The sequence below is a fragment of the Mycobacterium sp. MAA66 genome (assembly GCF_041261665.1).
In the GTDB taxonomy this organism is placed as follows: domain Bacteria; phylum Actinomycetota; class Actinomycetes; order Mycobacteriales; family Mycobacteriaceae; genus Mycobacterium.
The window spans coordinates 163,248-189,245 of record NZ_JBGCCC010000004.1 but is presented as its reverse complement, the minus strand read 5'-3'; the positions used below and the strand labels follow the sequence as shown (position 1 = coordinate 189,245).

29 protein-coding genes and 1 tRNA gene are annotated in these 25,998 nt (G+C 65.4%); 17 read left to right on the top strand and 13 right to left on the bottom strand.

All coding sequences use genetic code 11. The annotated features are described in order from the left end of the window. Positions 1-22 precede the first annotated feature (22 nt). Positions 23-1,492 carry an aldehyde dehydrogenase gene (locus ABIA30_RS15135; RefSeq protein ID WP_370066694.1) on the bottom strand — a complete coding sequence of 490 codons (1,470 nt, stop codon included), beginning with the start codon at positions 1,490-1,492 and terminating at the stop codon, positions 23-25. Between the two features lie 184 nt (positions 1,493-1,676). Here ABIA30_RS15135 and ABIA30_RS15130 point away from each other — a divergent pair, with 184 nt between their 5' ends. The 9 genes from ABIA30_RS15130 (at position 1,677) to ABIA30_RS15090 (ending at position 9,166) form a co-directional block, all read left to right on the top strand. Beyond that, the gene (locus ABIA30_RS15130) at positions 1,677-2,276 is read left to right on the top strand and encodes a TetR family transcriptional regulator (protein WP_370066692.1); all 600 of its coding nucleotides are present in this window, start codon (positions 1,677-1,679) and stop codon (positions 2,274-2,276) included. Positions 2,277-2,413: 137 nt separating this feature from the next. Further along, entirely contained in the window at positions 2,414-3,595 is a 1,182-nt protein-coding gene (locus ABIA30_RS15125; protein ID WP_370067110.1) for a cytochrome P450, read from the top strand. 21 nt (positions 3,596-3,616) lie between these two features. Further along, entirely contained in the window at positions 3,617-4,444 is an 828-nt protein-coding gene (locus ABIA30_RS15120; protein ID WP_370066690.1) for an SDR family oxidoreductase, read from the top strand. After that, positions 4,441-5,793: a cytochrome P450 gene (locus ABIA30_RS15115; RefSeq protein WP_370066689.1), complete on the top strand. Its 1,353-nt coding sequence runs from the start codon at positions 4,441-4,443 to the stop codon at positions 5,791-5,793. Before ABIA30_RS15120 ends, ABIA30_RS15115 begins: the two co-directional genes overlap by 4 nt. A 2-nt stretch (positions 5,794-5,795) precedes the next feature. Continuing rightward, the gene (locus tag ABIA30_RS15110) at positions 5,796-6,020 is read left to right on the top strand and encodes a ferredoxin (RefSeq protein WP_370066687.1); all 225 of its coding nucleotides are present in this window, start codon (positions 5,796-5,798) and stop codon (positions 6,018-6,020) included. A gap of 15 nt (positions 6,021-6,035) precedes the next feature. Continuing rightward, complete coding sequence (locus tag ABIA30_RS15105) at positions 6,036-6,599, top strand: nuclear transport factor 2 family protein (RefSeq protein WP_370066685.1); 564 nt, start codon at positions 6,036-6,038, stop codon at positions 6,597-6,599. A gap of 79 nt (positions 6,600-6,678) precedes the next feature. Then, complete coding sequence (locus tag ABIA30_RS15100) at positions 6,679-7,809, top strand: NDMA-dependent alcohol dehydrogenase (RefSeq protein ID WP_370066683.1); 1,131 nt, start codon at positions 6,679-6,681, stop codon at positions 7,807-7,809. Positions 7,810-7,902: 93 nt separating this feature from the next. Continuing rightward, complete coding sequence (locus ABIA30_RS15095) at positions 7,903-8,316, top strand: ketosteroid isomerase family protein (protein ID WP_370066681.1); 414 nt, start codon at positions 7,903-7,905, stop codon at positions 8,314-8,316. A gap of 28 nt (positions 8,317-8,344) precedes the next feature. Further along, a complete protein-coding gene (locus ABIA30_RS15090) occupies positions 8,345-9,166 on the top strand; it encodes an SDR family NAD(P)-dependent oxidoreductase (RefSeq protein ID WP_370066679.1) in 822 nt (273 codons plus the stop codon). 80 nt (positions 9,167-9,246) lie between these two features. On the opposite strand, the gene ABIA30_RS15085 is transcribed toward ABIA30_RS15090, so the two are convergent. Beyond that, positions 9,247-10,488: a glycosyltransferase gene (locus ABIA30_RS15085; RefSeq protein ID WP_370066677.1), complete on the bottom strand. Its 1,242-nt coding sequence runs from the start codon at positions 10,486-10,488 to the stop codon at positions 9,247-9,249. A gap of 88 nt (positions 10,489-10,576) precedes the next feature. On the opposite strand from ABIA30_RS15085, the gene ABIA30_RS15080 reads away from it, so the two are divergent. After that, positions 10,577-10,972 (top strand): HIT family protein, encoded by a 396-nt coding sequence (locus tag ABIA30_RS15080; RefSeq protein WP_370067108.1) that lies wholly within the window; start codon positions 10,577-10,579, stop codon positions 10,970-10,972. Here ABIA30_RS15080 and ABIA30_RS15075 read toward each other — a convergent pair. Both ABIA30_RS15075 and ABIA30_RS15070 read right to left on the bottom strand, forming a co-directional pair. Next, positions 10,928-12,391, bottom strand: a complete 1,464-nt coding sequence (locus ABIA30_RS15075) for a sensor histidine kinase (RefSeq protein WP_370066675.1) — start codon at positions 12,389-12,391, stop codon at positions 10,928-10,930. The genes ABIA30_RS15080 and ABIA30_RS15075 overlap by 45 nt on opposite strands. An 81-nt stretch (positions 12,392-12,472) precedes the next feature. Continuing rightward, positions 12,473-13,192: a response regulator transcription factor gene (locus ABIA30_RS15070; RefSeq protein WP_370066673.1), complete on the bottom strand. Its 720-nt coding sequence runs from the start codon at positions 13,190-13,192 to the stop codon at positions 12,473-12,475. Positions 13,193-13,359: 167 nt separating this feature from the next. Between ABIA30_RS15070 and ABIA30_RS15065 the strand changes: the two genes are divergently transcribed. Together ABIA30_RS15065 and ABIA30_RS15060 are read left to right on the top strand one after the other, a co-directional pair. Continuing rightward, positions 13,360-14,595 carry a hypothetical protein gene (locus ABIA30_RS15065; protein WP_370066671.1) on the top strand — a complete coding sequence of 412 codons (1,236 nt, stop codon included), beginning with the start codon at positions 13,360-13,362 and terminating at the stop codon, positions 14,593-14,595. A gap of 39 nt (positions 14,596-14,634) precedes the next feature. After that, a tRNA-Thr gene (locus ABIA30_RS15060) sits at positions 14,635-14,709 on the top strand. Here the strand turns inward: ABIA30_RS15060 and ABIA30_RS15055 are convergent. Further along, the gene (locus tag ABIA30_RS15055) at positions 14,688-15,314 is read right to left on the bottom strand and encodes a pyridoxamine 5'-phosphate oxidase family protein (RefSeq protein ID WP_370066669.1); all 627 of its coding nucleotides are present in this window, start codon (positions 15,312-15,314) and stop codon (positions 14,688-14,690) included. The genes ABIA30_RS15060 and ABIA30_RS15055 overlap by 22 nt on opposite strands. Before the next feature lie 105 nt (positions 15,315-15,419). On the opposite strand from ABIA30_RS15055, the gene ABIA30_RS15050 reads away from it, so the two are divergent. The 3 genes from ABIA30_RS15050 (at position 15,420) to ABIA30_RS15040 (ending at position 18,248) form a co-directional block, all read left to right on the top strand. Further along, a complete protein-coding gene (locus ABIA30_RS15050; RefSeq protein WP_370066667.1) occupies positions 15,420-15,785 on the top strand; it encodes a hypothetical protein in 366 nt (121 codons plus the stop codon). A gap of 91 nt (positions 15,786-15,876) precedes the next feature. Further along, a complete protein-coding gene (locus ABIA30_RS15045) occupies positions 15,877-17,784 on the top strand; it encodes a DUF4185 domain-containing protein (protein WP_370066665.1) in 1,908 nt (635 codons plus the stop codon). Positions 17,785-17,786: 2 nt separating this feature from the next. After that, positions 17,787-18,248 carry a hypothetical protein gene (locus tag ABIA30_RS15040; RefSeq protein ID WP_370066663.1) on the top strand — a complete coding sequence of 154 codons (462 nt, stop codon included), beginning with the start codon at positions 17,787-17,789 and terminating at the stop codon, positions 18,246-18,248. Between the two features lie 13 nt (positions 18,249-18,261). On the opposite strand, the gene ABIA30_RS15035 is transcribed toward ABIA30_RS15040, so the two are convergent. Further along, complete coding sequence (locus ABIA30_RS15035) at positions 18,262-18,576, bottom strand: hypothetical protein (RefSeq protein ID WP_370066661.1); 315 nt, start codon at positions 18,574-18,576, stop codon at positions 18,262-18,264. Between the two features lie 209 nt (positions 18,577-18,785). On the opposite strand from ABIA30_RS15035, the gene ABIA30_RS15030 reads away from it, so the two are divergent. Then, entirely contained in the window at positions 18,786-19,358 is a 573-nt protein-coding gene (locus ABIA30_RS15030) for a cadmium resistance transporter (protein WP_370066660.1), read from the top strand. Positions 19,359-19,360: 2 nt separating this feature from the next. Here ABIA30_RS15030 and ABIA30_RS15025 read toward each other — a convergent pair whose 3' ends face one another. Further along, the gene (locus ABIA30_RS15025; protein ID WP_370066659.1) at positions 19,361-20,221 is read right to left on the bottom strand and encodes a DKNYY domain-containing protein; all 861 of its coding nucleotides are present in this window, start codon (positions 20,219-20,221) and stop codon (positions 19,361-19,363) included. Positions 20,222-20,363: 142 nt separating this feature from the next. On the opposite strand from ABIA30_RS15025, the gene ABIA30_RS15020 reads away from it, so the two are divergent. Then, positions 20,364-20,702: a DUF732 domain-containing protein gene (locus tag ABIA30_RS15020; protein ID WP_370066658.1), complete on the top strand. Its 339-nt coding sequence runs from the start codon at positions 20,364-20,366 to the stop codon at positions 20,700-20,702. On the opposite strand, the gene ABIA30_RS15015 is transcribed toward ABIA30_RS15020, so the two are convergent. From ABIA30_RS15015 to ABIA30_RS14990, 6 genes are all read right to left on the bottom strand, one after another. Beyond that, positions 20,699-21,796 carry a glycoside hydrolase family 76 protein gene (locus ABIA30_RS15015; RefSeq protein WP_370066657.1) on the bottom strand — a complete coding sequence of 366 codons (1,098 nt, stop codon included), beginning with the start codon at positions 21,794-21,796 and terminating at the stop codon, positions 20,699-20,701. The two genes, ABIA30_RS15020 and ABIA30_RS15015, sit on opposite strands and share 4 nt — an antisense overlap. Positions 21,797-21,812: 16 nt before the next feature. Continuing rightward, positions 21,813-22,454 (bottom strand): TrmH family RNA methyltransferase, encoded by a 642-nt coding sequence (locus ABIA30_RS15010; RefSeq protein WP_370066656.1) that lies wholly within the window; start codon positions 22,452-22,454, stop codon positions 21,813-21,815. Then, positions 22,451-23,341, bottom strand: coding sequence for a hypothetical protein (locus tag ABIA30_RS15005; RefSeq protein WP_370066654.1), 891 nt, complete (start codon positions 23,339-23,341; stop codon positions 22,451-22,453). Before ABIA30_RS15005 ends, ABIA30_RS15010 begins: the two co-directional genes overlap by 4 nt. Continuing rightward, entirely contained in the window at positions 23,338-24,114 is a 777-nt protein-coding gene (locus ABIA30_RS15000) for an SDR family NAD(P)-dependent oxidoreductase (protein ID WP_370066652.1), read from the bottom strand. The genes ABIA30_RS15005 and ABIA30_RS15000 overlap by 4 nt, the downstream gene beginning before the upstream one ends. A gap of 49 nt (positions 24,115-24,163) precedes the next feature. Continuing rightward, on the bottom strand, positions 24,164-24,961 hold the full coding sequence (gene ttfA / locus ABIA30_RS14995; protein WP_370066651.1) for a trehalose monomycolate transport factor TtfA: 798 nt from the start codon (positions 24,959-24,961) through the stop codon (positions 24,164-24,166). Between the two features lie 155 nt (positions 24,962-25,116). Then, complete coding sequence (locus tag ABIA30_RS14990) at positions 25,117-25,998, bottom strand: type IV toxin-antitoxin system AbiEi family antitoxin domain-containing protein (protein WP_370066649.1); 882 nt, start codon at positions 25,996-25,998, stop codon at positions 25,117-25,119.

Below are 25,998 nucleotides of genomic sequence, written 5' to 3'. Positions count from 1 at the left end.
TGATCCTTGTCAGCCAACAGTTCTAGGTCGCCAACGTGGCGATGCACTTGGTTTCCAGGTATTCCTCGAACCCTGCGATGCCCATCTCCCGGCCGTTGCCGGACTGCTTGTAGCCGCCGAACGGGGCGTCGGCGGAGTACCAGACGCCGCCGTTGACGTTGACGGTCCCGACCCGCATCCGCGCCGCCACCCCGGCCGCGCGCGCAGGATCAGCCGAGAACACTGTGCCGGACAGGCCGTACGGTGAATCGTTGGCAATCCGGACCGCGTCGTTGTCGCCGTCGTGGGCGATCACCGTGAGCACCGGTCCGAAGATCTCCTCGCGAGCCACTCGGGACGAATTATCCAATCCGGCAATGACTGTCGGCTCGATGAAGAATCCAGTGTCCCGATCTGCCGGGCGCCCACCGCCACAGGCGAAGGTGCCGCCCTCTTCGATGGCCAGGTCGAGATAGCTCTGCACCCGGTCGCGCTGACGGGCCGAGATGACCGGGCCGCAGACGGTGCGTGGGCTCGAAGGATCGCCGGGCTTGATACCACCCATGGTGGCGGCCGCGATCTGCACGGCTTCGTCATAGCGGGATCGGGGCACCACCAGCCGAGTGGTGATGGCACAACCCTGGCCGGCGTGCATGGCGGCGGTGAAGGCCGACATCGCGCAGGCGCCGGCCAAGTCGGCGTCGTCGAGGACCAGGAACGCAGATTTGCCCCCGAGTTCCAGGAACACCTTCTTGATGGTCACTGCCGCGTCGGTCATCACGGCACGGCCGGTGACGGTCGAGCCGGTGAACGAAACCATGTCCACGCCGGCATCTTTCGACAGCAGCGCACCAACGCCGTGATCGCTGGAGGTGATGATGTTGACGACACCGGCCGGGAAGTCGGTGTGTTCGGTGATCAGTTCCCCCAGCACGGCCGCCATCCACGGGGTGTCCGGCGCGGGCTTGAGGATCAGGGTGTTGCCGGCGGCGAGTGCCGGGCCGATCTTGGCCAGGTTGATCTGGTGCGGAAAGTTCCACGGGGTGATCGCACCGACTACGCCGATGGCCTCCCTCGCGACGGTCCGGTTCGTCGGAATACCCTGCGGCGTCGCGTAACCCAGATCAGTGGTCCACCGGTAGCCCTCGGCGGTGTCGGCTGCAAAGCTCAGATCCTCGACCGGACCATCCAAATGAGCACCGGCCGTCAGCATCCTGGGTGCGCCGACCTCGGCAATGGTCAGCTCCCGCAGATCGTCGGCGTGGTCACGCATGGCCTGCTGCAGCTGACGCAGACAACGCACCCGCAGCTCGACGTTGGTCGACCAGTCGGTCTCGTCGAAGGACCGGCGGGCGGCGCCGATCGCGGCACTCATGTCCGCCATCGAGGCATCAGCCGCGACGCCGAGCACTTCCTCAGTCGCGGGATTGATGGTCGGGAAGGTCCCCGCCGAGCCCGCCACCAGTTTGCCGTCGATCAGAAGACGACTTTCACGATCAGCCAGCAAGGCCATCTGCGCTCTCCCACGTTTCTGGACAAGTGTCCGACTAGGTTCCGTCGAACCATAACTCGACCCCCGGCCGAGTGGCAAGGGTAGAACGAAAGCAACCGGTGAATACTGCCCAAATAGCCGGGTTGAAGTGCAATTTTCAGACGAAATCTTGCGCAGCCGCTCCGCTATCGGCTAACTTGGACATGTGTCCAGCGATGCAGTGGTTGCCATCACAGATGCCAGCGATCCCAGCGAGCCGCCCCGCAACCGCCGTCAGGAAGAAACCTTCCGCAAAGTCCTGACCGCGGGCCGGGAGATGCTCCGCGAGTCCTCCTACGCCGATCTGACGGTGCGGGCCGTCGCCGCCCGGGCTCAGGTCGCGCCGGCCACTGCCTACACCTACTTCTCGTCGAAGAACCATCTGATCGCCGAGGTGTACCTCGACATGGTCAGGCAGGTGCCGTACTTCACCGACGTCAACGAACCGATGGTCGTCCGGGTGGAAAAGGCACTGCGGAGCCTGGCCCTGGTCGTCGCCGACGAACCCGAGGTCGCCGCAGCCTGCACCACCGCACTGCTGTCCGGCAATGACGAAACGGTCCGAAAGGTGCGCGATCGAATCGGTGGCGAAATCCACCGCCGCATCCGCTCAGCCGTCGGGCCGGACGCCGACTCGCGTGTCGTGTCGGCGCTGGAGATGACGTACTTCGGCGCACTCGTGAACGCGGGCAGCGGCGCCTACACCTACCACCAGATCGCCGACCGCCTGTCCTACGTGGTCAGCCTCATCCTGGGAGAGAAATGACAACAAGCTCCAGTCAATCCCCGTCGCTCCGCTCGCCCCACGACCAATCCCCGTCGCTCCGCTCGCCCCACGACCAATCCCCGTCGCTCCGCTCGCCCCACGACCAATCCCCGTCGCTCCGCTCGCCCCAGGACAACCTGGTGCTCGACCCCTACAACTACGACTTCCACGAAGACCCGTACCCCTATTACCGCCGACTCCGGGACGAGGCGCCGCTGTACCGCAACGACCAACTGAACTTCTGGGCGCTGTCGAGGCACCAGGATGTGCTGCAGGGTTTCCGCAACAGCACCGCACTGTCCAACAAGCATGGCGTCTCGCTGGACCCGATCTCCCGCAACAACGAAGCCCATCGGGTGATGTCCTTTCTGGCCCTTGATGATCCGGCGCATCTGCGGCTGCGCACCTTGGTCTCCAAAGGCTTCACGCCGCGGCGCATCCGGGAGCTGGAGGGCCGGGTCACCGAAATCGCCGTTCAACATCTCGATGAAGCATTGCAGAACAACAGCTTTGACTACGTCGACGACTTCGCCGGCAAGCTGCCGATGGATGTGATCAGCGAATTGATGGGCGTCCCAACCGAAGACCGGGTGCGCATCCGGGCACTGGCTGACGGCGTCATGCATCGCGAGGACGGGGTGGCCGACGTCCCGGACGCGGCGATCGCCGCGTCCGGCGAACTCTTGGTGTACTACGCCGACATGGTCAAGCAGCGCCGCAAAGCGCTGACCGACGACCTCACCTCGGCATTGGTGGAGGCCGAGATCGACGGCGACAAGCTCACCGACGACGAGATCATGGCGTTCCTGTTCCTGATGGTGGTCGCAGGCAACGAGACCACCACCAAACTGCTTGCCAACGCGGCATATTGGGGTTTCAAGAATCCCGATCAGCTGACCCCGGTGTTCGACGACCACGAACTGATTCCGCTGTGGGTCGAGGAGACGCTGCGCTACGACACCTCCAGCCAGCTGCTGGCCCGGGCCGTGGTGCAAGACATCACCTTCTACGACACCACCATCCCGGCCGGCGACGTGCTGCTACTGCTGGCCGGCTCCGCCAATCGTGACGAGCGGGCGTTCGAGAACCCCGACGAATACCGCATCGGCCGCGACATCGGTTCCAAGCTGATCAGTTTCGGTAGCGGCGCCCACTTCTGCCTGGGCGCCCACCTGGCCCGGATGGAGGCCCGGGTGGCGCTGGCCGAGTTGTTCAAACGCATCCGCGGCTATGAGGTGGACGAGGCCAATGCCGTCCGCGTCCACTCCAGCAGCGTCCGTGGCTTCGCGCACCTTCCGATCACCGTCGTCGCCCGCTGAACACCCTGAGAGGCAAGCTAAATGGCCCGTTTTGATCCCCTACCCGCCCGTCGGCCCGCCATTGTCGCGGGTGCGTCGTCGGGCATCGGCGCCGCCACCGCACTCGAACTCGCCAAGCATGGGTTCCCGGTCGCCCTGGGCGCGCGCCGGGTGGAGAAGTGCCAGGAACTCGTCGAGCAGATCAACTCCGACGGCGGCGAGGCAATCGCGTTACCGCTGGACGTCACCAACACCGATTCGGTGAGCAAGTTCGTCGCCGATGCCACCGCCAAACTCGGCGATATCGAGGTTCTGGTTGCCGGGGCCGGTGACACCAACTTCGGCAAATTGCACGAGATGTCCACCGACGAGTTCGCGGATCAACTGCAGATCCACCTGGTCGGCGCCAACCGGATGGCCACCGCAGTCGTCGGCGGCATGGTGGAACGCCAGCGCGGTGACCTGATCTTCGTCGGCTCCGACGTGGCGCTACGTCAGCGCCCGCACATGGGCGCCTACGGTGCGGCCAAGGCCGGTCTGGTCGCGATGGTGACCAACTATCAGATGGAACTGGAAGGCACGGGCGTGCGGGCTTCGATCGTGCACCCCGGCCCCACCATGACCTCGATGGGTTGGAGCCTCTCCGCGGAGAAAATCGGCCCGGCCCTTGAGGATTGGGCCAAGTGGGGTCAGGCCCGGCACAGCTATTTCCTGCGGGCCGCCGACCTGGCCAGGGCCATCACGTTCGTCGCGGAGACCCCGCGCGGCGGCTTCATCGCCAACATGGAGCTTCAGCCCGAAGCTCCGCTCGCCAAGACCACGGACCGCCAGAAGCTCGCATTGGGCGAAGAAGGGATGCCAGGAGAATGACCGCCGTGACAGAGGTACAACGGGTTTCGGGTGGTGCCGAGAAACACGGCCACCTGGAGGAGTTCCGCACCGACCCCATCGGTCTGATGCAGCGCATCCGTGACGAGTGCGGTGACGTCGGCTGGTTTCAATTGGCCGGCAAGCAAGTGGTGCTGCTGAGCGGGTCCGAAGCCAACGAGTTCTTCTTCCGCTCCACCGACAGTGAACTGAACCAGGCCGAGGCCTATCCGTTCATGACGCCGATTTTCGGGGAGGGCGTGGTGTTCGACGCCGATCCCGAGCGCCGGGCAGAGATGCTGCACAACACCGCGCTGCGCGGTGAGCAGATGAAGGGCCACGCCGCCACCATCGAACACGAAGTGCGGCGGATGACCGAAAACTGGGGCGAGTCAGGAGAAATCGACCTGCTCGAGTTCTTCTCCGAGTTGACCATCTACACCTCGACGGCCTGCCTGATCGGCCCGAAGTTCCGCAACCAGCTCGATTCGCGGTTCGCGAACTACTACCACCTGCTCGAGCGCGGCACCGACCCGCTCTGCTACGTCGACCCCTACCTCCCGATCGAGAGCTTCCGCATCCGCGACGAGGCCCGGGCCAACCTGGTGGAGTTGGTGCAGGAAGTCATGAACGGGCGAATTGCCAACCCGCCCAAGGACAAGAGCGATCGAGACCTGCTCGACGTGCTGGTCTCGATCAAGGATGAAGCGGGCGATCCGCGCTTCACCGCCAACGAGGTCACCGGTATGTTCATCTCGCTGATGTTCGCCGGGCACCACACCAGTTCCGGCACGTCGTCGTGGACGCTCATCGAGTTGCTGCGCCACCCCGACTTCTATGCCAAGGTCCAGCATGAACTCGACGACCTCTACTCCGACGGCCAGGAAGTCAGTTTCCATGCACTGCGGCAGATTCCGAATCTGGACAACGCCCTCAAGGAGACGCTTCGCCTGCATCCGCCGCTGATCATTCTGATGCGGGTGGCCCAGGACGAGTTCGAGGTCGCAGGGCACCCGATACACCGGGGCCAGATGGTGGCCGCCTCACCGGCGATCTCCAACCGCATCCCCGAGGACTTCCCCGACCCGGATGCGTTCGACCCCGACCGCTACGACAAGCCGCGGCAGGAAGACCTGCTCAACCGGTGGACCTGGATCCCGTTCGGCGCAGGCAAGCACCGTTGCGTGGGTGCGGCCTTCGCCCAGATGCAGATCAAGGCGATCTTCTCGGTGTTGTTGCGCGAGTACGAGTTCGAGATGGCGCAGCCGCCGGAGACCTACCGAAACGACCATTCCAAGATGGTCGTTCAACTGGCTCGGCCGGCCAAGGTGCGGTACCGGAAGCGCGGCTAATCATGGGCAGCTACCGCGTAGAGGTCGACGCCGATCTGTGCCAAGGGCACGCCATGTGCGCGCTGGAGGCGCCGGACTACTTCAACGTACCCAAGCGCGGCACCGTCGAGATCCTCGATCAGACGCCGCCCGACGAGGCCCGCGAGGAGATCGAGCGGGCCGTCGAGATGTGCCCCACCCAAGCCCTGTTCATCCGCGAAATCGACTCTGAGACATCGGATTTTTAGGAAAGGATTGAGACAATGACGTCATTCCCCCGCAAACAGCTCGAAGAGTGGGTCGATCACTGGCTGCAGGTCAACCGCGACGCCGAGGCCGCCGGCGACTGGAAGCCGATGGCCGACTTCTACACCGAGGACTCCACCTACGGCTGGAACATCGGCCCGAAGGAAGATGTCATGTGCATCGGCAAGGCCGAAATCCGGGACATCGCACTGGGTTTGGAGATGGAAGGCCTGGAGGGCTGGAAGTACCCGTACCAGAAGGTGATCATCGACGACAAGCAGGGCGAAGTCGTCGGCTTCTGGAAGCAGGTTGTCACCGATCCCTCGGATCCCACCGCCACCGAGCGTGAAATCTATGGCATCGGCGGGAGCTGGTTCCGCCTGGAGGATGCGGGCGGCACCCCGAAAATCGTCTGGCAACGCGACTTCTTCGACTTCGGCCACGTGCAGAAGCTGTACCTGGACCTGATGACCAACGGGAAATTGTCGGCAGGCATGCAGAAACGCATCGAGCGCAGCCTGGCCGGCGAGAAGCTGCCGGGGTATTACCCGCTGGGCGAGGCTCCGGTACCCATCTGGTGACCTGACCCCCTGGCGTTTCCTTATGTGACCTAGGTAACTTAGATGGTCGAAGGCCTCTACCCGAGCTAAGGATTCAACGATGAAGACAAAGGGCGCCCTGATCTGGGAGTTCAATCAGCCGTGGTCGATCGAGGAGATCGAGATCGGCGACCCCGTCAAGGACGAGGTCAAGATCCAGATGGAAGCGTCGGGTATGTGCCACTCCGACCACCACCTGGTGACCGGTGACATTCCGATGGCAGGCTTCCCTGTCCTCGGCGGTCACGAGGGCGCCGGCATCGTCGTCGAGGTCGGCCCCGGCGTCGACCACATCGCCGTCGGCGATCACGTGGTGTTGTCGTTCATTCCGTCGTGCGGTGAGTGTCCGTCGTGTCAGGCCGGCATGCGCAACCTGTGCGACCTGGGCATGTACCTCCTGACCGGCACAGCGGTCTCCGACGGCACCCACCGCGTCCACGCCGCCGACGGCACACCGGTGCTGCCGATGACACTGCTGGGCACCTTCAGCCCGTACATGGTGGTGCACAAGAGCTCTGTGGTGAAGATCGACCCGTCCATCCCGTTCGAGGTGGCCTGCCTGGTCGGTTGCGGCGTCACCACCGGCTACGGCTCGGCAGTGCGCAGCGGTGACGTGCGCCCCGGCGAGGACGTCTGCATCGTCGGCGTCGGCGGGGTCGGCACCGGCGCGTTGCAGGGCGCGCTCAACGCCGGCGCGCGCAACGTCTTCGTCGTCGACCCGGTGGAGTTCAAACGCGACAATGCACTCAAGTTCGGTGCCACCCATGCCTACCCGGACATCTACAGTGCGATGGCCGGAGTCGCCGAAGTGACCGAAGGCCGGATGGCCAACAAGACCATCGTCACCGTCGGTGAGCTACACGGCGAGGACATCGACAACTACCTGAACATCACCAGCAAGGGCGGCACCTGCGTGGTGACCGCGGTGGCGAACATGGCCAGCCTCGACGTGAAACTGAACCTGTCGATGCTGACCCTGCTGCAGAAGCGCTTGCAGGGCACCATTTTCGGTGGCGGCAACCCGCACCACGACATCCCGTCGCTGCTCGCCATGTACAAGGCGGGCCGACTGAACCTCGACGACATGGTCACCCGGCAGTACAAGCTGGAGCAGATCAACGACGGCTACCAGGACATGCTGGAGGGCCGCAACATCCGCGGCGTCATCCGCTACACCGACGCCGACCGGTAACCATCTCTCCCACGAAACGGCATTCCAGCAGGAAAACGTCGAGTAAATCGTCTGCTGGAATGCCGTTTCGGCGTCCAAAGAAAGCGAAAACCCATGTCCGAGAACCCCGTAGTCGCCGCGTCGCAGTCGTCGTGGCGTTGTGTGCAGAGCCACGACCGTGAGGGCTGGCTGGCTTTGATGGCCGACGACATCGTCGTCGAGGACCCGATCGGCGAAGCCGTCACCAATCCGGACGGCACCGGCGTCAAGGGCAAGGAGGCGATGGCCGCCTTCTACGACAACAACATCGGCCCCAATCAGCTGACGGTCACCGTCGAGGACACGTTCCCGTCGAGCTCTCCCAATGAGATCGCCTACATCCTGGTGCTGTGCACCAAATTCCCGAACGGCTTCACCGCCACGGTGCGCGGCGTATTCACCTACAAGGTCAACGACGCCGGTCTGATCACGAACCTGCGTGGCTACTGGAACCTGGAAGCGATGAAGTTCGAAGAGGCTGCTGATTAACTCTCAGCTCTCCGGCCGCGGGGCCGTCGTGGTCGGCGGCTCCCGCGGCGTGGGGCTCGAGGTGGCGCGACTGCTGGCCGCCCATGGGGCTTCCGTCGTCCTCAACGGCCGTAACGCTGACGCGGTCGAGCAAGCAGCGCAAGACATTCCGGGTGCCATCGGCTTTCCCGGCTCGCCGGCCGACCCGAGCGTCGCCGATGCCTTGATCGACACCTGCGTCCGCGAATTCGGACGCATCGACATCGTGATCAATTGCGCCGGGACCGCCGAGCCGCTGGGATCCTCGATCCTCAATGTGACCAGCGCGCAATTCCGCGATCTGCTCGACACCCACCTGAACACCACATTCGAAACCTGCCGCGCGGCGGCGCCGCGGATGGTGGCCGCAGGTGGCGGATCCATCGTCAACACAAGCTCTTTCGCGTTCCTCGGCGACTACGGCGGCACCGGTTATCCAGCCGGCAAGGGCGCCGTCAACGCCTTGACCCTGGCCATCGCGGCCGAACTGAAAGAACATGGCGTACGGGCCAACGTGGTGTGCCCGGGCGCCAAGACCCGCTTGTCGACCGGACCGGACTACCAAGCGCAGATCACCGAGCTGAACCGGCGCGGCCTGCTCGACGACGTCAGCATGGCCGGTGCGTTGAATGCCGCTCCCCCGGCGTACGTGGCGCCCACCTACGCCTACCTGGCCAGTTCACTGGCCGCGCAGGTGACCGGGCGGATCTTCATTGCCGCTGGTGGATTCGTCGGTGAATTCGCCCGGCAAACACCGGGTTTCATTGCCTACCGGGATCATGACCCGTCGCCGCCGTGGACCGTCGACGAACTAGCCGCCCTGATCAAATAGCCTCAAATAGCCGCCGAGACAGCAACTTTTAGCGTTATCAGGCGGATTTTTCGGCAATAGTTGCCATCTCGGCGCCAGTATTACAGCGATTCGCGGTGCCGATGCGCACCGAACACCCGCCGCAACGCGACGAATCGCACCAGGGTGGCCACCAGATTCGCGATGACCAGTACCGACAGCTCGATGACCCGGTCCCGGGTCAGGCCGAAGTGGTGCAGCACCAACAACGACCCACTGGTGATGGCCAATCCGAAAAAGAAGATCACCAGTCCCTGCACCTGATGTCGCGCCACCCCGCGCCTGCCGTGCACACCGAACGTGAAGGCGCGGTTGGCCGCGGTGTTGGCGACCGCGGTCAGCAGCAGCGCCGTCAGGTTGGCCGCCTGCGCACCCATCAGTGGATGCAGCACCAGGAACAGCAGCGCATAGGCAAAGGTGCTGAGCACACCGACGATCCCAAAACGCACCATCTGGCCGACCATGCCGATCGGCACACCGGGCACCAACGGTTCGCGGCCCAGGCTGGCCTGGAGTTCACGAATCGGCAGGGCACCGGTGGCCAGCGCCCGGCCCACCCGCCAGCAGCCCTTGAGGTCGTCGACCGCGGTCTTGACGATGTCCACCCGCGAATCCGGGTCGTCGATCCAGTCGACCGGCACCTCGTGGATGCGCAGACGGGCACGCTCGGCGATCACCAACAATTCGGTGTCGAAGAACCAGCCGGTGTCGGCGACCAACGGCAGCAGTTGGCGAGCCACTTCGGTCCGCACCGCCTTGAACCCGCACTGGGCGTCGGAGAACTGTGCGCCCAACAACGTCCGCAAGATCAAATTGTATGAGCGCGAGATGAATTCACGCTTCGGGCCGCGCACCACCCGCGACGACGCGGACAGCCGTGAGCCGATCGCGACATCGGAATGCCCGGAGATCAGCGGCGCCACCAACGGCATCAACGCGGCCAGATCCGTGGACAGGTCGACATCCATGTAGGCGACCACCTCAGCCGACGACGCCATCCACGCCGTGTACAGCGCACCGCCACGGCCTTTGCGATCCAGGTGGATGACCTGAACGTTGTCGTATTGCGCCGAAAGCTCATGCGCCACATCGAGCGTGTGGTCGATGCTGGCGTTGTCGACAATCGTGATCCGAGCCGGATACGGCACCTCGGCGGCCAGGAACTGATGCAGGCGGCACACGCACCCGGGCAGCGCACGTTCCTCGTTGTACACCGGGATCACGATGTCGAGCACATACGTGGGCTCCGAGACGGCAGCCCCCTCTGCTACCCCGGCCGTACCGGTGTCGGCAAGGTCGGTCACATCAACCACGGTGTCCGACGTGGCTGCCAGTGCTCTGGCGCCCGACTGGGAACCTGCTGGGTGCGCTGCGCGTGGCATGCTCATGCCCATGCCGTCCGTGTTCACCATGATCATCAATCGCGAGTTGCCGGGCCGTTTCGTCTACGAGGACGACGACGTGGTTGCCTTCCTGACCATCGAGCCTATGACACCCGGCCACACACTCGTGGTCCCCCGCGCCGAGGTCGACAACTGGCAAGACGTCGACCCCGAACTGTTCAACAAGGTGATGGCGGTGTCGCAGCGCCTCGGCCGGGCCGTCTGCCAAGCCTTCGACGCGCCTCGCGCCGGCGTGATCATCGCCGGGCTGGAGGTGCCGCACCTGCACGTGCATGTGTTCCCGGCCCGCAACCTGTCCGACTTCGGCTTCGCGAACGTCGACCGCAATCCGTCACCGGAGTCACTCGACGAAGCTCAGGCCAAGATCCTCGCTGCCCTCGGCTGACCCCGCGTCGACGATGCGCGGCAGGCTGACGGTGAACCGGCAGCCCTTACCCGGGGCCGTGTTGACCTTCACGGTGCCGCCGTGGGCCCGCACCAGCGAGTCGACGATCGACAGGCCCAGACCGGTCCCGCCACTGGCGCGTGCCCGCGAAGAATCGGTGCGATAGAACCGCTCGAAGATCCGGTCGGCGTCCTCCTGGGTCAGACCCGGGCCCTCATCGCAGACCTCCAGAACGGCGTCACTGCCGACGGTGCCGACCCGCACGGTGATCGTCGCGGTGTCCGGGGTGTGCTGCAGCGCATTGGCCATCAGGTTGCCGAGCACCTGACGCAGCCGCGCGTCGTCACCGAGCACCTCGGGAGTCCCGGGACCGTCGAACACCTTCATGGTGACCTTGCGCTGCGGAGCGATCGACTGCCCGTCGTGCACCGCATCGCTGGCCAGCACCAGCAGATCGACATGCACATGCTCCAGCGGCCGCTGCTGATCCATTCGGGCCAACATCAACAGGTCCTCGACCAGGATTCCCATCCGCCGGGCTTCGCTTTCGATGCGCCCCATGAGCATCTCGATGTCGCGGGCAGCGCCCTGGCGGTACAGCTCGGCGAAACCGCGGATCGTGGTCAGTGGCGTTCGCAGCTCATGGCTGGCGTCGGTGATGAACCGACGCATCCGATCCTCGGAGATACGCGCCTTGGCCGCGGACTCCTCCGAAGACGCCACCGCACGCTGGATCTGCGCGAGCATTCCGTTGAGCGCCAACGACAATCGGCCGACCTCGGTCCGTGGATCGCGTTCGGGCACCCGACGGTCGAGTTGGCCCGCGGCGATCGCGGCAGCGGTCTGCTCGACTTCCGCCAGCGGACGCAGACTTCGGTGCACAACGGCATAGCCGGCGATACCCAACACCAACAGCACGGCCGCACCGATACCGACCTGCGACCACGCCAACGCCCGGACCGTCGATGCCACGTCGGACAGATCGATGGCGACAGTGGTCAGTTCGCCGTTCGGTCCGTGCACCGTCACTGCCCGCCACTTGACGTCGGAATCCTTGACCGTGCCGACAGTCACCGGGACCGGGCCGACATCGTTGTTGTCCGGCAGTTTCGGTTGGGTGTGCTTGTCGTTGACGGCCATCCAGACCCGGCCGTCGGGGTCGATTCCACGCACGAAGAAATTCGACGGCGGCCGCGCCGGGTTCGGGCCTTCGTAAGGAGTGGCAGGTATCCGGCGGGGCGCCTGCGCCCAACCGCGGGAGGCGTCCAGCAAGGTCTGATCGACGCGGTTGATCAGGCTGTGCAGCATGATCGAGGTGACGGCGACACCGGAGGCCAGCAACCCGCAGGCCACCAGCGACAGGGTCGCCGCAACCAGGCCGACCCGCATCGGGACGCCACGGCCACGCAGGTGTTCCATCACCCCATTTTGGGCGATATCCAACCAGGAATTCAGATTCTTGTGATCCCGGGCCGTGTCAGGCAAGCGCGCTTCGCGCTATCAGCGGGGCTCGCGCAGGACGTAACCAACCCCGCGCAGGGTGTGTAGCAGCCGCTTGTCGCCGGTGTCGATCTTGCGGCGCAGGTAGGACACGTAAGACTCGACGACGTTCACGTCGCCGCCGAAGTCGTAGCGCCACACGTGGTCGAGGATCTTCGGCTTGGAGAGCACCGTCCCGGCGTTGATGATGAAGTACCGCAACAGGGTGAACTCGGTGGGCGACAACGAAACCGGTTCGCCGGCCTTCCACACTTCGTGGGTGTCCTCGTCGAGTTCGATGTCGGCGAAGGTCAGGCGAGCGCTGCGTGGCTCTTCGATCCCGCGGCCGGACCGACGCAGGATGACGCGCAGGCGGGCCACCACCTCTTCGAGGCTGAACGGCTTGGTCACGTAGTCGTCACCGCCGAGAGTCAGGCCGGCGATCTTGTCCTGCAGGGTGTCGCGCGCGGTCAGGAACAGTGCGGGCGCGTCGATGCCGTCGGCACGCAGCCGACGCAACACTCCGAAGCCGTCCATGCCGGGCATCATCACGTCGAGGATCACGGCGTCGGGTTTGACCTCGCGCGCCTTGTCCAGGGCAGCCGGCCCGTTGGACGCGGTATGTACCTCGAAGCCCTGGAATTTCAGGCTGACCGAGAGCAGCTCGACGATATTGGTCTCGTCGTCGACGACGAGAATCCGAGCTTCGGGGACTGATTCAGGAACTGCAGCCATCGCCATGAACCCATGTTCCCCGAGACCCTTACATCCAACCTCCGAAATTGCTGTGAAGACGCTGGGAGAAATTCCCAGCGGTCTCCCAGCATCAGTGCACCCCAGACCCGGTTTGTCCGGTGGTTTGTTCACCCCGCTCCGGCAACTGTGATCGTCGCCATACACTGGCCCGCATGAATCTCGGCAAAGCTCTGACCGACCTCGCCGCGGCTCCGGTGCGACTCACGCTGGCGGTCGCGGACGCAGGGTTGAGCATCGCCGGGGAAACGGTCAGTGCGGTACAGCGCGGCCTCGCCGGCGGAGCCGGCGAATCACCGTCACCCCAGGGCACGGCCAGGTCGCACGGCAATCCGGTGAGTCGCATATTCGGCTTCGACGACGCACTGGAACGGATCAACCGGCTGGCGAGCTTGATGGACGACGATGCACCGCTGGGCCGGGCACTCGCGCCAAATGGCCCACTGAACCGGCTACTGGAGCCGGGCGGGCTCGTCGACCAGCTCACGGCCGACGGTGGCTTGCTGGACCGGTTGACCTCCGAAGAGGGGCCGGTCACCAGGGCCCTGCAGCGGGACGGCATCGTCGACAAACTCAGCGCCGACGGCGGCCTCTTGGACCGACTGACCGCAGAGAACGGCCCGCTCAACCGGGCGCTGGCACCCGACGGCCTCGCCGACAAATTCAGCGCCGAGGGCGGACTGCTCGACCAGCTCACCGCGGACAACGGCCCCATCACCCGGGCCCTGCAGCCCAACGGAATCGTCGACCAGGTCCTGGGCGAAGCAGGCCTGGTGAACCGGATGACCGCCGAAAACGGTCCGGTCACCAGGGCATTGGCGGCCGGCGGCGTCATCGACCGACTTGGCGCCGAAGGCGGCCTGCTGGACCGCCTCACCGCAGACAACGGCCCGCTCAACCGAGCACTCGCGCCCGACGGCATCGCGGACAAACTCAGCGCCGAAGGCGGCCTGCTGGATCGACTCAGCGCCGACAACGGCCCGATCACCCGTGCTCTGCAACAAGGTGGCCTGGTCGACCAGGTGATCGGCGAAGACGGCCTCATCGACCGGATGACCAGCGAAGACGGCCCCCTGTCACGGGTCGTCGAGCCGGGCGGTCTGGTCGATCGGCTACTGGCCGAGAACGGGCTACTGGACGTGCTGGCCTCCGAGAGCAGCCCCCTGCTCAAGCTCGCCGACGTGGCCGACACGCTCGCCGGGCTGGCACCGACCGTCGACAAGCTGTACGACGCAGTGCTGGTGCTGAACGACGCGGTGAACCCGCTGAGCAACATCGCCGGGCGCATCCCGTTGGGACGTCAGCGCGGCAAGCGCGCGGCCGCGCGGGCGGTGGCCTCCCAGCGCGTAATCGACCAGGACGGCCAAGAGCAGCCGGGATCTGAGAGCTGACCCCGACAGGTTAGGCTTTCACCGGCCTCAAGAGGCCGCGCCTCCCTAGCTCAGTGGTAGAGCACCGCTCTTGTAAAGCGAAGGTCGTCGGTTCAATCCCGACGGGGGGCTCCACTTTCCAGCTCGGTCACCCGGGACCGCAGCGCATCGATCTCGGCCTGCAGTTCGGCCTCCCGCTCGGCGAACTTGGTCTGATAGGCCTCACCCAGTTGGCGCAGGTACTCGCGGTCGAAGCGCGGGATGATGCTGCGCGAGCAGTTCCAGTCGAACGCTTCGACCGCGATCTCGATCTCCCGCTGCGGCCCGTCCTCGACCACCGTGCCCCGGCCGAACAGCTTGAGCCGGGTCCGTCGCGGGTAGTCGACGAAGAACATCGCCAACCGGTTGTCGGCGGCGAGGTTGCCCAGGGTCACGAATTGGTTGTTGCCGGGCAGATCGATGAACCGCAGCCGGCCGGTCTCAGGCAGAAACCGGACGAATCCGGCTGGGCCACTGCGGTATTGCAAGTAGGGCCAACCGGTCGGGGTGACGGTGGACAGGCAGAACTGGTCTGCCCGCCGGATCATCAGCAGTTCGCGGTCATCGAGGCGCTGCGGGCCGTCGTCGGCGCGTTCGGTGTGCCGACCGTAGGCCAGGTAGCTGCCGTTGCGTTGTTGGCGGCTCAGGGAATCAGGGCCGAATGCCAGGTGGTGATAGTGATTGTTCGGCGCGGTCGACACACCAGTCACGGTACGCCCGCCGCCGATCCCCTCCACGGTCAACTAAGGTCGATTTGCACCGTTCAGCGCTGGTCCGACGGCATTGTCGTCGCGTAGAGGAGCACCGTGAGCCAAGCCGGATTCTGGGTGGCGTGGGGCCTGCCGACCCGTGGCCGCGAGACCAACGCCCTCGCCACCCTCCGCTCATCGCGTGATTACCTGCAACAGCTCTCCGACGAGCAACGCATCGAGTGGTTCGACGTGGTGATCCTGCGACCGCAGAGCGTCGAACTGGGCGGCTTCTTCTTGATTCAGGGCTCCCGCGAGCAGATCGACACCCTGCGTCGCACAGCCGATTTCGAGCGGTGGGTCAACACCGTGCAATTGGTCGCCGATCGGGTGGCGATCGTGGACAGCTGGGTCGACGAGGGCATCGACGAGGCGATCACCCTCTACGAAGACGCCCTGCGCCAGGCCGGCCTGACCGACTGAAACTGCAACCGCCCCGAGACCCCAAAACGCTTCCACTGTGAGAACCCTTGCGGTTCGATGGACGAGGGCTGGACAGACACGGAGGCACGGCATGGGCGCAGCGGCCTACATCGGACGGGTCGGCGGGTTGGCCGTCGCGTTGGGCGTCGGCACTGCGATCGCGACCGGGCACGGCACGGCCTGGGCCGACGAATCCGGCGGCCCCGCCGGCCACACGTCGACCCAGTCGGACACCTCCGCCGGCCCGAAGAAGCCGCGACCGAAAAAGACCAAGACACCGCAGGCTCCCGCGTCCAAAGCCGACGACTCGAAGGTCGCCGTCGACGACCGGCCGGCGCGCAATCCAAAGCCGGTGTGGAAAAACAAGAACACCAATCCTGCGACCAGACCCTCGGCCGCCGAACCCGCCACCCCGGATCCCACACCGCCGCCGAAGCCGACGCTCAAGCCCAGCGCCAAACCCGCGGCCAACACCCCCGCGGCCATCAAGCCGGCAGCCGCAGCCCCGCTCATACGTACCCAGGTAGCCGCAGCTGCCACAGCCCTGGCCGGCACCTCGAGCACCCCCGCAGCGGTCAACCCTGTGCAGACGGTGGTGAAAGTCGTTGGCGAGGTGCTCAATTGGGCCTTCAATCCAACTCCCGCCAATCCCGCACACCCCACCCTGGCCTGGGCGATATTGGCGTTCGCGCGACGCGAGATCGACAACGTGGTGGCTGCCCTCAAGCCGCGCCCCAAAGCGGCCACCGCCGGCGTGGCCGTCGACACCACCAGCCTGGCGTTGCCGGCCACGGCGACCGCCACGGCCAACGCTGCCCAGCCCGGCTTCCCCACTCCAGGTCAAAAGCTGGGCGCATCAACAAGTTTCGTCAACTGGATCACCGGAAACTTCCCGCCGAACGACACCTATAACCGGTTCGGGGTCTGGGGCACCGATGTCGGAACCATGTGGGACAACGGAATTGCCGACGACCCCAGCACACCGATCAACGAACACCAGGTGCTGATGGCCTTCGGAGACACCTTCAGCGGCCCGAACATGACCGGCACCTGGCGCAACAACGTCCTGGCCCGCAGCTCGGACACCAACCTCGCCGACGGCATCACCATCGGCGCCGGGCAGTGGTTGAACGGCAACATGTTCGGCGGCATGCCACTGTCCCAACAGAACTACGCCCGCCAGATCATCCTGCCGGAGCGCCTACCCTCAGGCTTGCCCACCGGCGTCACACTGATCCCGACGGCCGGCATCTCGGTACCCACGCCGGGAACCGAATTCGGCGCGACCCAGTATCTGAGCTTCATGTCGGTCAAGCAATGGGGCTCACCCGGCCAATGGTCGACCAACTACTCGGCGATCGCGTATTCCGTTGACAACGGCGAGAATTGGTACGTCGCACCGTCGAGCGTCCGGCAGAACTCGCCGTTCAGTGGGAACAAGAACTTCCAGCAGTCCGCCTTCGTGCGCCCCGGCGACGGTTACGTCTACGCCTACGCCTACGGCACACCCAACGGCCGCGGTGGCTCCGCCTACCTGTCCCGGGTGGCCGAGTCCGCCATCCTCGATGCCTCGAAGTACCAGTACTACAGCAAGGGCAGCGCCGGATTCTTCGGCTTCGGAGCGTACAAAGCCGGCTGGTACAACGACCCGGCCAAGGCCAGCGCAGTGTTCGGCAACAGCGGCGGAGCCTGCGGGGTCACCCAGCCCGGAAACCATGTCAGCGAGCTGTCGGTGCAGTACAACGCAACCTTGGGCAAGTACGTGACCCTCTACGGCGACCAGTTCAACAACATCGTGATGCGGACGTCGGATACCCCGCAGGGCAAGTGGTCGGCAGCCACCGTATTGCTGACCCAGCAGAACGGCGGCATCTACGCGCCCATGATGGACCCGTGGTCGCCATCTACGCTGGGCACCGGAACCGACCTGTACTGGAATCTTTCGCTGTGGAGTCAATACAACGTGATGCTCATGAAGACCGATCTGACCAAGGTCTAGCCATGATCCGCATACCCGCCTTGTTCGCGATGGCTGCCGCCCTGACGGCCATGCCGGTCGCGACGGCCGATCCCGCCACCGATACGTCCTGCACTCCGAACCTTGCCGGTCTCTCGTCGCAGCAGCAGGGCGGCTCCGCACCGGTGCGGTGTGAGAACAACCAATGGGTCCCGGTCCCCCAGCCCGCCGATCCCATCGACCGTTGGGTGAGTTTCGGCCCCGCGCTGACATTGCACGGCCAGGCGATGGCGAACCCGAACATGTTGGCCGGTAGCTGGACAGCCACGCCGATCGGCCCCTTCGCACGGTGCCGCTCGGTGCAGCAGGCGGTGGTGGTGGCCGGCATGTTGAGCCCACCTCAGGTAGACCAGGGGCCACCCAACCTACCGATGACGTTCGACATCGTTCCCAACGCCTTCACGATCCACTTGAGCGGCTATTGCACCTGGGTGCGCAACCCGTGATCTCGACGCGGGATCAGGGGCAGACGGTGACGAAGCCGAGCGGGCCGGTCACGCACGGCGCATTGACGTAGACATTCGGTCCGCCCCAACCGGGACCGCCGCCCCAGCCGGGGCCGCCACCCCAGCCATTGCCGCCCCAACCGCCGCGACCCCAGCCGCCGTGACCGTGGCCACCCCAGTCGCCACCGCCCCAGCCATGATCCTGAGAGAACATCCCCGGGCCGACCCCTGGTGTCGCGGTGGCAACACCAGCGCCGACGCCCAACATCACACCACCGGCAGCCGCGGCGACGGCTGTACTCATCACAATTTTCTTCAGCGTGGTCATGACAAACCTCCACAAGCAAACAATCAGCAATTCATAAGCGAAGCCGACTATATAGACGCTGTATGCCTCAATAATATTCCGTCGCGCAAGGCCTAATTATCAACTGGCACAACATCTTTGCTGTATTTAAATGACCTCGACGTCAATGTCTGTACGAGCGGCAGCCCCAATCACCACATGCCGAGTTCGGCCCGCCTAGAGTGCACGCCATGGCATCCCTCTGGCAGACCGCTGTCACCGCCGTGGGATTGTTCGCCAGCACCAACATCGACGACATCGTCGTGTTGAGCGTTCTCAGCGCGTCGTGCGTCGCCACGGGACGGCCGAGCCGGAGGCAGATCTGGGTTGGCCAGTACCTGGGCATGACGGCGCTGGTGCTGTTCTCAGTTCTTGCCTCGCGGGGCCTGACCCTGATTCGACCGGATTGGGTCAGCCTGCTGGGTCTGATTCCGCTGTCGCTCGGCGTCTATCGACTGGCCACCGCGATGCGGGCACAGCGCTCCGATGAGCCTTCGGCAGCCACCGGGATCGCCGGAGTTGCCGCGCTGACGATAGCCAACGGCGGGGACAACGTCGCGGCATACACGCCGATCTTCGGTACCCAGTCAGGCGCCGAAACATGGCTGACGATAGCGGTTTTCGCGGCCTGCGTGGCGGCCTGGTGCGCACTGGGAGCGGTGTTGGTAACACACCGCAGAGTCGTCCTCGCACTCCATGCCTGGGGCCATTGGATAGTGCCTGTCGTCTATATCGCAATCGGACTATGGGTGTTGCACAAGTGATTTCAGTGCGCGAAGGTGATCGACCGCTCCGAGCACTCGGTGACCGCCCGTCCCTGCGGGAAGGTCCGGGGGTCCGCCCCGGCCACGATGCTGTCGCGGTAGTAGGCATGCGCGGCGTCGGCCGAACATTCCAGGTTCGCATTCAGCACCCGGAATGACGTCAGGTCGACTCCGGGAATCGCCGCCCCCATCCAATATGCGTGCCGGGCATCACGGGCGTAGGAGCCGGCCAGGGTCTGGAACGAAGCCGGATCGGCATCGGCCACCCGGTCGGTGAAGTAGAAGATGGCCTGCCGGTCGCGGGCATAGCCGCCGAACAACACCCGAAACGTCGCCGGGTCGGCGTCGGCGATCAACGCGCCGTTGACCTCTACCGCGTGCGCGTCCTTGGTGAACAGGTAATGGTCATCATTGGAGACCACGGCGAAGTGCGCGGGATCGTCGGACACGACGGCACCGTCAGACCAGTACACCGCGGTGCTGTCCTTCGCCAGTCCGCCTTCGAGCACGACGAAGTGGGCCGGATCGGAGCTGACCGGCCGATCATGGTGATAGACGTGCCCGCGGTCTTTGGCCCAGCCCTCCCGGTCTGCCAGCAACACAAAACTCGCTGGATCAGCGCCGACGATCCGGCGGCCTTCGAAATACACGTTGGCACGGTCGCCGGCGAACCGCCGGTCGTAACTGTGGAACGAGCCGGCATCGGCACCCGGGATCTGGAAAGCAGTGCCGGGGAAGTCGCTGAGGTAATAGACCTTGTCGCCGTCCACCTGATACCCCGCCGGGTCGACGAGGGAACTGGGCCGCCCAGAGCAGGCCGATAGCACCGTTAGCAGCAACAGCGCCGCGGCCAATCTACGCACGCACCCGATCGAACCCCGCAAATGCGCATCTATCAAGCTGGCCGACCGCCGGGTTCTCGGCCAAGGTGCTGTGAGCACTGTGGTCAGCGCCCCGTTTGCTCACGTACCCTGATGACGACCACGTAAGTGACAGGGGTTACGCATGAAGCGCACAAGAATGGTGACCGGATTCACCGCCGCCGTCGCCGCGGCCGCGATGGCCACCGGACTGGCCGCGCCGGCGTTCGCCGACAGCGGCACCGAGAGTGACACCGATCAGACGTTCCTGCAGGCCCTGAGCAGCAAGGGCATTCACATGACCGACCACGACGCCATCACTCTGGCCCATTCCACCTGCGCCGGACTGCAACAGGGCGGCAACATCAACGGCGCCCTGATGCACATCAAGAACAACTCCAAGTTGTCCAACAACGACGCCATGACCTTCGGCGGGTTCGCCATCTACTCCTACTGCCGCGGATTCATGCCGAAGAAGAACTAGGCGCCGACGGCGTGCGCGGCTTCCATGAGCATCCAACCTGCCACCTGAACCGACAGATCCCGTTCCGGGATCTCCGATGAGTGCACCGCACCGTCCACCGACTGCGCGGCCACGCCGCCGGCCTGGGGTATCTCGGCGGTGCGGTCCCAGAATGCCGAGAACAGCGGCAGCCCGTTGACCGACTGCCGGTTGTCCCACGCCGCCTGTGCCGAGGTACGCACCAAGCCCGCGGCCGTCTTTCGGGTCGCGTCGTCGTCATCGGCCTCGCCCGGCAGTGCGGTGGCCACCAGCGTCAGATAGCGGGCCAGAATGGCGCCGAACAACCCGCCATCACCACCACCGGCGCCGACGATCACCCCGCCGGGTGCCATCGCGTCACGTACCGCCGCGACCAACCGGTGCACCCGGATTTGATGCCGAGGATCGCGGGTGCGCACCGCCAGTTCGACTTCGAGGCCGAGCACCACGCCCTGGCAGTAGGTGTACTGCGCCCGCACCAGCGAGCGGTCCTTGATGCCGTCGAACACCAGGTGTGTCTCGGGGTCGATCAGAGTGTCGTCGATCCAGTCCGCCATCTGCTGGGCCCGGCGCAGGCTGCCGTGGCGGGCCAGGAAGATGGCCGCCGGCCCGTTTGCCGGGGCGTTGAAGAACTGGTCCTGTTTGCGCCACGGAATACCGCCGCCGTCCTGAGGCACCCACGCATTCAGGAACTGTCCCGCCAGGGTCGTCATCGCCCCGGGGCGGGCGACGCCGGCCAGCTGGTCCGAACGTTCCAGCGCCAGCGCCAGCCACGCCATGTCGTCGTAGTAGCTGTTGGTCCAGCGCCCTGCGTTGCGCAATCGGTGTCCACGGATCTGCCTGGCTATCCGGGTGCGGCGCTCAGCCGTCGGATCCCGCAGTTGAGCGTCGACGAGACAGTCCAGCAGGTGTGCCTGCCACCAGTAATCCCAGGAACCGAACTGCTGCTCGGCACGCGTCGACGGCCAGCCGACCACCCCCAACTGCGTTCCCGGTAGCGACCATAGGCGGCGGATGTGACGCTGCGACACCGCCGCTTCCGCGCTGGCCGCACGGTTGGCCCAGAGGAGCTCCATGGGAGTCAATACTGCCCTACCAGGCCTGCTCCAGGTCCCCGTGTTGAGTGATCCAGGCGTGCATCGAAATGCCGGCCGCGACCGCCGCGTTGATGCTGCGGGTCGAGCCGAATTGGGCGATGGAGACCGTCATCACCGCACCAGTTTTCGCGTCGTCGGTGATGCCGGGACCTTCCTGCCCGAAGATCAGCAGGCAGTCCCGGGGCAGGATGCTGCGTTCCAGTCGCACCGAACCGGGAACGTTGTCCACCGCGACGGGTGTCAGCCCGGCGTCGGCGGCGAACGCGAGTAGTTCCTCGGTGCTGTCGTGATGCTGCAATCGCTGATACCGGTCGGTCACCATGGCGCCGCGACGGTTCCACCGTCGCCGGCCCACGATGTGCACCGTGTGCACCGCGAAGGCATTGGCGGTGCGGACCACTGCGCCGATGTTGGCGTCGTTGCCGAAGTTCTCGATCGCGATGTGTAGCGGGTGGCGCCGGGTATCGATGTCCGCGACGATGGCCTCGCGGGTCCAATACCGGTATGCATCAACCACATTGCGGGTGTCGCCCTCGCGCAAAAGAGCCGGGTCGTAGTGCGGGTCCTCGGGGGGCACGCCCGGCCACGGCCCCACACCGGGCGTCGATCCCCATTCGGTGGGACCGGCTTCGGTCACGCCGAAACCCACAGCGCCGCATGCGTTCCCGCCACCGCGACGGTCGCATACAGCAGGGCCGCATTGATATCGCCCTGAGTGCACAGCGAGGCCCGCACCGAGATCGCGTCCAACGAGGTATCGGGCATCACCAGTAGCGAGGACCCGTACACGTCGCAGGCGCGCGACACACCCGGCGGCGGCACCGTCGGGCTGGCCAGAATCATCAGGGGCCCACCACGTTTGACCGCATCGTCGCGGTACCGCTTGCTCTGACCGGCGATCTCCAGGCCCAACAGCATGTAGCCCTTGCCGGTGAAAGCGCTTGGGTCACCGAGTGCTTGCGGGATCAACTGGCCACCGTCAGCCCGAAAACCGTCGACGCTGGAGGTCCTCACCACCAGACCGGTATCACTCTCCGCGGTCGGCGCCAGACCCACCGGGTATGCAGCGGGATAGGCGACGGTGCTGCCGGCGATGCGGTCGGCCGGCGAATAGAGATACGCCCCGCGCACCTGTGAGTGGTCCCGCATCGGCCCCAAACAGACTGTGCCCGAGACCTTGTCGGGATTCGGTGCGGTGGCCGGGGTGAAGCGCAGGCTCGGCACACCGGCACAGCTGCCTATCGCATTGGCCTCGAGCGGATGCGCCAGCGCCCCGTACAGCCCGAGCCGCAGGGACTCTGGTTTGGCGTGCGGACTGCCCGCTTTGGCCGGCGCGGCGTCGATGTCCACCAACACGTAATCCGCGTCGAACCGCAGGTTCGACAGCGACACGTTCCAACCCAGAATGGCTTGGGATTCACCAATTTTGGCAGTCGGATAGGGCGCCGGCGTATCGGCACCACCGGAGCAGGCGACCAGGACAGCGGCCAGCACCATGGCGACCGCGACACGTGCGGCCCTCATGTGCGACCGCGACCGCGGCCGACGACCTTGGTGGCGGCCCGCACGAGGCCGCGTGGCATCATCCGTCCCGCAGTGGTCAGCGCTTTGTAATGCAGGCCCGGGATGATCACCACCTCGCCCTTGGCCACGGCCGACAAGGTGTCGCGGACCACCTCGGGCACTTCGAGCCAGAACCACGACGGGGTGCCGGACATGTCGATGCCGGCCCGCTCGTGGAATTCGGTGTGCACGAAGCCCGGGCACAGTGCGTGCACGCCGACCCCGGTCCCGCTCAATCCATTGGCCAGGCCCTCGGAGAACGAGACGACCCAGGCCTTGGATGCCGAATACGTCGAGCCGCGTCCCGGCAGCAGCCCGGCCACGCTGGCGACATTGATGACGGTGCCCTTGCCGGCGTCCAGCATGGGCGGCAGCGCGGCGTGGGTCAGTTGCATGACTGCGGTGACGTTGACGTCGAGCTGGGCCCGCAACTGCGAGTAGTGCACGTTCCAGAATTCACCGGAGGTGCCGAACCCGGCGTTGTTGACCAGCACCTGGACGCCCGCGGCCAGCCTGGCAGAGACCCGCTCCCGGTCGGCGGCGACGGACAGGTCGGCGACCAGCACCTCGACGTCGACGCCGGCATCGGCGCGCAGTTCGGCTGCCACCTGCTCGAGGCGCTGCTCGTCACGGGCCACCAGAACCAGGTCATAGCCGTCAGTGGCATAGCGACGCGCGAACCCCGTGCCCAACCCAGCGGTGGGCCCGGTGATCAATGCAACGGGACGCGGCATGCGAGACAGGTTACTTCTCCAGCCCAGCAGGTCCGCCGGGCGAGGTGGACTAGCGCTGGAAGTTCGTCGCCGGCTGGCCGTTACGGGCCTCGGCGAACTGGGTGTAGCGGCCGATGTCGGCGCGTCCCTGCGGCTGGTGGGTGCGGCCGGCAGGCAATTCGGCCGGACGCACCGGCGCCGAGCTGAGTGGGCGGCTGGGCGAGCCACTGCGCCGGGCCAGGGCCGGTCCGCCCTGCTGCACCGGCGGGAGCACCCGCAACAAGTCATTGAACTGCCGGACGGTACGCAGACCCTCGTCCCACTGAGCGCGGGTGCTGGTGATCGGCATCGACACCAGCGTCCAGTTCTGCTCGTTCCACATCACCTCGGCGCAATCGGGTGCGGTGTGCGCGAAGGTGACCATGCGGCGGTCACAGGCCCGCCGGGCGGCATCGAGGTTGGTGGAGTAGACCATGCGCGGACCGATGGCGCCGAGCAGCCAGATATCGCTCTCGCGGGGCTCAGGGATGTCCTTCAGTCGCAGGTCAACGGCGACGTTGGTGCCGATCTTGCGGTGCAGGGCGATGACGGTGGCGACGTCGTCGAGGTCGAAGATGAACACCGCTTCGCCGCGGATCTGGCCGAGCACCACGTTGCGGGCGTGCACGTGCTCACCGACAGTCGACATGATGCCGCGGCTCCACCGCTTCACCAGGTCGGGCGACTCGTGCTCGTAATCGAAGCCGTGTGACTTCGCCCAGGACTTGCGGCGCCTGCCGAGGCCGCGCCGACGGTCGATATCGACGTACAGCAGCACCGCCGCACCCACAAAACAGAGTGCGGAGAGCGTGAACCAGAGCGGGACCATCGGGCCAAGCCTACAAGCTGGAGGCCGAAATGCCCGAACTCGAATTGGTCACAAGGTGATCACTTGGTGTCGACATTCCTCGCGAGCAGACGCATATGCATCCAGATACAGCCGATATTGGGGACATTCGCGTCTGTTCACCCGGCTGTGTCTGCTCAACCGGCCAGAGCGGCCCGCTCGAATTGACGCACGATCCGGGTGCACAGGTCATCCGGACACCGGCGGACATCGTCAACCACCGCAGGCACGGACGCCCACCCACACTCCTGCAGCCTTGCTGCCTTCATCCGGTCGTGCTTGAAGGCGGCGGCATTGGCATGCCAATCCACGCTGTCGTACTCAGCCGCGACCTTGTACTCCGGCCAGGCAAAATCCACGCGCCACACCTGTCCAGATCGGTCGAGGATCTCGTACTGCAGCTCGGGGGCGGGCAGTCCCCCGTCGATGAAGACCAGCCGCATTTCGGACTCCATCGGCGACTCGGCTCTGGCGTCCGCCAACGGCAAGAGTTCTCGTACCTTGACCACGCCTCTGCGGCCGTATTGTTGCCGCAGGGCGGCATCAAGATCTGCCAACGTGCACGCACCACATCGCAACGCGGCATCGAGCGTGGCCAAGGCCCGCGGCCGGGCCAGTGAACGGGCCAATTCGATGGCCGTCCATGCAGGTGCGGTCGTCAGTCGGCCGCCGACCCGCTGCAGTGGAGCGCCGACGCGCTGATGCACCATCAGCCCGAGCTTCGGGCGGACGCGCATGCCTGGATCCAGCACATGGACACAATCGCTGCTCGCGATGCCGAAGCCGTAGAGGTCAGCTGCCGTACTCATACAGGCAACGAGGGACTTCCCGACGCTGAGGTCGAACGCCGCCAGCCGGCGTGCGGTGTCGGGGATACCCAACGAGTAGATGCCGTGACAGACACGAACGATGGCGCCTTTTCTCAGATGGGACGCAATCGCCTTTCGCGACATCACCGTCAGCAACTGCGCGTACGTGGCGACTCCATTGTTGGCCTCGAACAGCTCGTCGATGAACAC

Coding starts and splice junctions, on each gene's coding strand:
- ABIA30_RS15020 (WP_370066658.1), top strand. CDS start 20,364: ATGAAGCGCACAAGAATGGTGACCGGATTCACCGCCGCCGTCGCCGCG.
- ABIA30_RS15000 (WP_370066652.1), bottom strand. CDS start 24,114: ATGCCGCGTCCCGTTGCATTGATCACCGGGCCCACCGCTGGGTTGGGC.
- ABIA30_RS15045 (WP_370066665.1), top strand. CDS start 15,877: ATGGGCGCAGCGGCCTACATCGGACGGGTCGGCGGGTTGGCCGTCGCG.
- ABIA30_RS15070 (WP_370066673.1), bottom strand. CDS start 13,192: ATGGCGATGGCTGCAGTTCCTGAATCAGTCCCCGAAGCTCGGATTCTC.
- ABIA30_RS15105 (WP_370066685.1), top strand. CDS start 6,036: ATGACGTCATTCCCCCGCAAACAGCTCGAAGAGTGGGTCGATCACTGG.
- ABIA30_RS15005 (WP_370066654.1), bottom strand. CDS start 23,341: ATGAGGGCCGCACGTGTCGCGGTCGCCATGGTGCTGGCCGCTGTCCTG.
- ABIA30_RS15075 (WP_370066675.1), bottom strand. CDS start 12,391: ATGGAACACCTGCGTGGCCGTGGCGTCCCGATGCGGGTCGGCCTGGTT.
- ABIA30_RS15080 (WP_370067108.1), top strand. CDS start 10,577: ATGCCGTCCGTGTTCACCATGATCATCAATCGCGAGTTGCCGGGCCGT.
- ABIA30_RS15030 (WP_370066660.1), top strand. CDS start 18,786: ATGGCATCCCTCTGGCAGACCGCTGTCACCGCCGTGGGATTGTTCGCC.
- ABIA30_RS15120 (WP_370066690.1), top strand. CDS start 3,617: ATGGCCCGTTTTGATCCCCTACCCGCCCGTCGGCCCGCCATTGTCGCG.
- ttfA (WP_370066651.1), bottom strand. CDS start 24,961: ATGGTCCCGCTCTGGTTCACGCTCTCCGCACTCTGTTTTGTGGGTGCG.
- ABIA30_RS15015 (WP_370066657.1), bottom strand. CDS start 21,796: ATGGAGCTCCTCTGGGCCAACCGTGCGGCCAGCGCGGAAGCGGCGGTG.
- ABIA30_RS15135 (WP_370066694.1), bottom strand. CDS start 1,492: ATGGCCTTGCTGGCTGATCGTGAAAGTCGTCTTCTGATCGACGGCAAA.
- ABIA30_RS15035 (WP_370066661.1), bottom strand. CDS start 18,576: ATGACCACGCTGAAGAAAATTGTGATGAGTACAGCCGTCGCCGCGGCT.
- ABIA30_RS15065 (WP_370066671.1), top strand. CDS start 13,360: ATGAATCTCGGCAAAGCTCTGACCGACCTCGCCGCGGCTCCGGTGCGA.
- ABIA30_RS15040 (WP_370066663.1), top strand. CDS start 17,787: ATGATCCGCATACCCGCCTTGTTCGCGATGGCTGCCGCCCTGACGGCC.
- ABIA30_RS15095 (WP_370066681.1), top strand. CDS start 7,903: ATGTCCGAGAACCCCGTAGTCGCCGCGTCGCAGTCGTCGTGGCGTTGT.
- ABIA30_RS15115 (WP_370066689.1), top strand. CDS start 4,441: ATGACCGCCGTGACAGAGGTACAACGGGTTTCGGGTGGTGCCGAGAAA.
- ABIA30_RS15100 (WP_370066683.1), top strand. CDS start 6,679: ATGAAGACAAAGGGCGCCCTGATCTGGGAGTTCAATCAGCCGTGGTCG.
- ABIA30_RS15110 (WP_370066687.1), top strand. CDS start 5,796: ATGGGCAGCTACCGCGTAGAGGTCGACGCCGATCTGTGCCAAGGGCAC.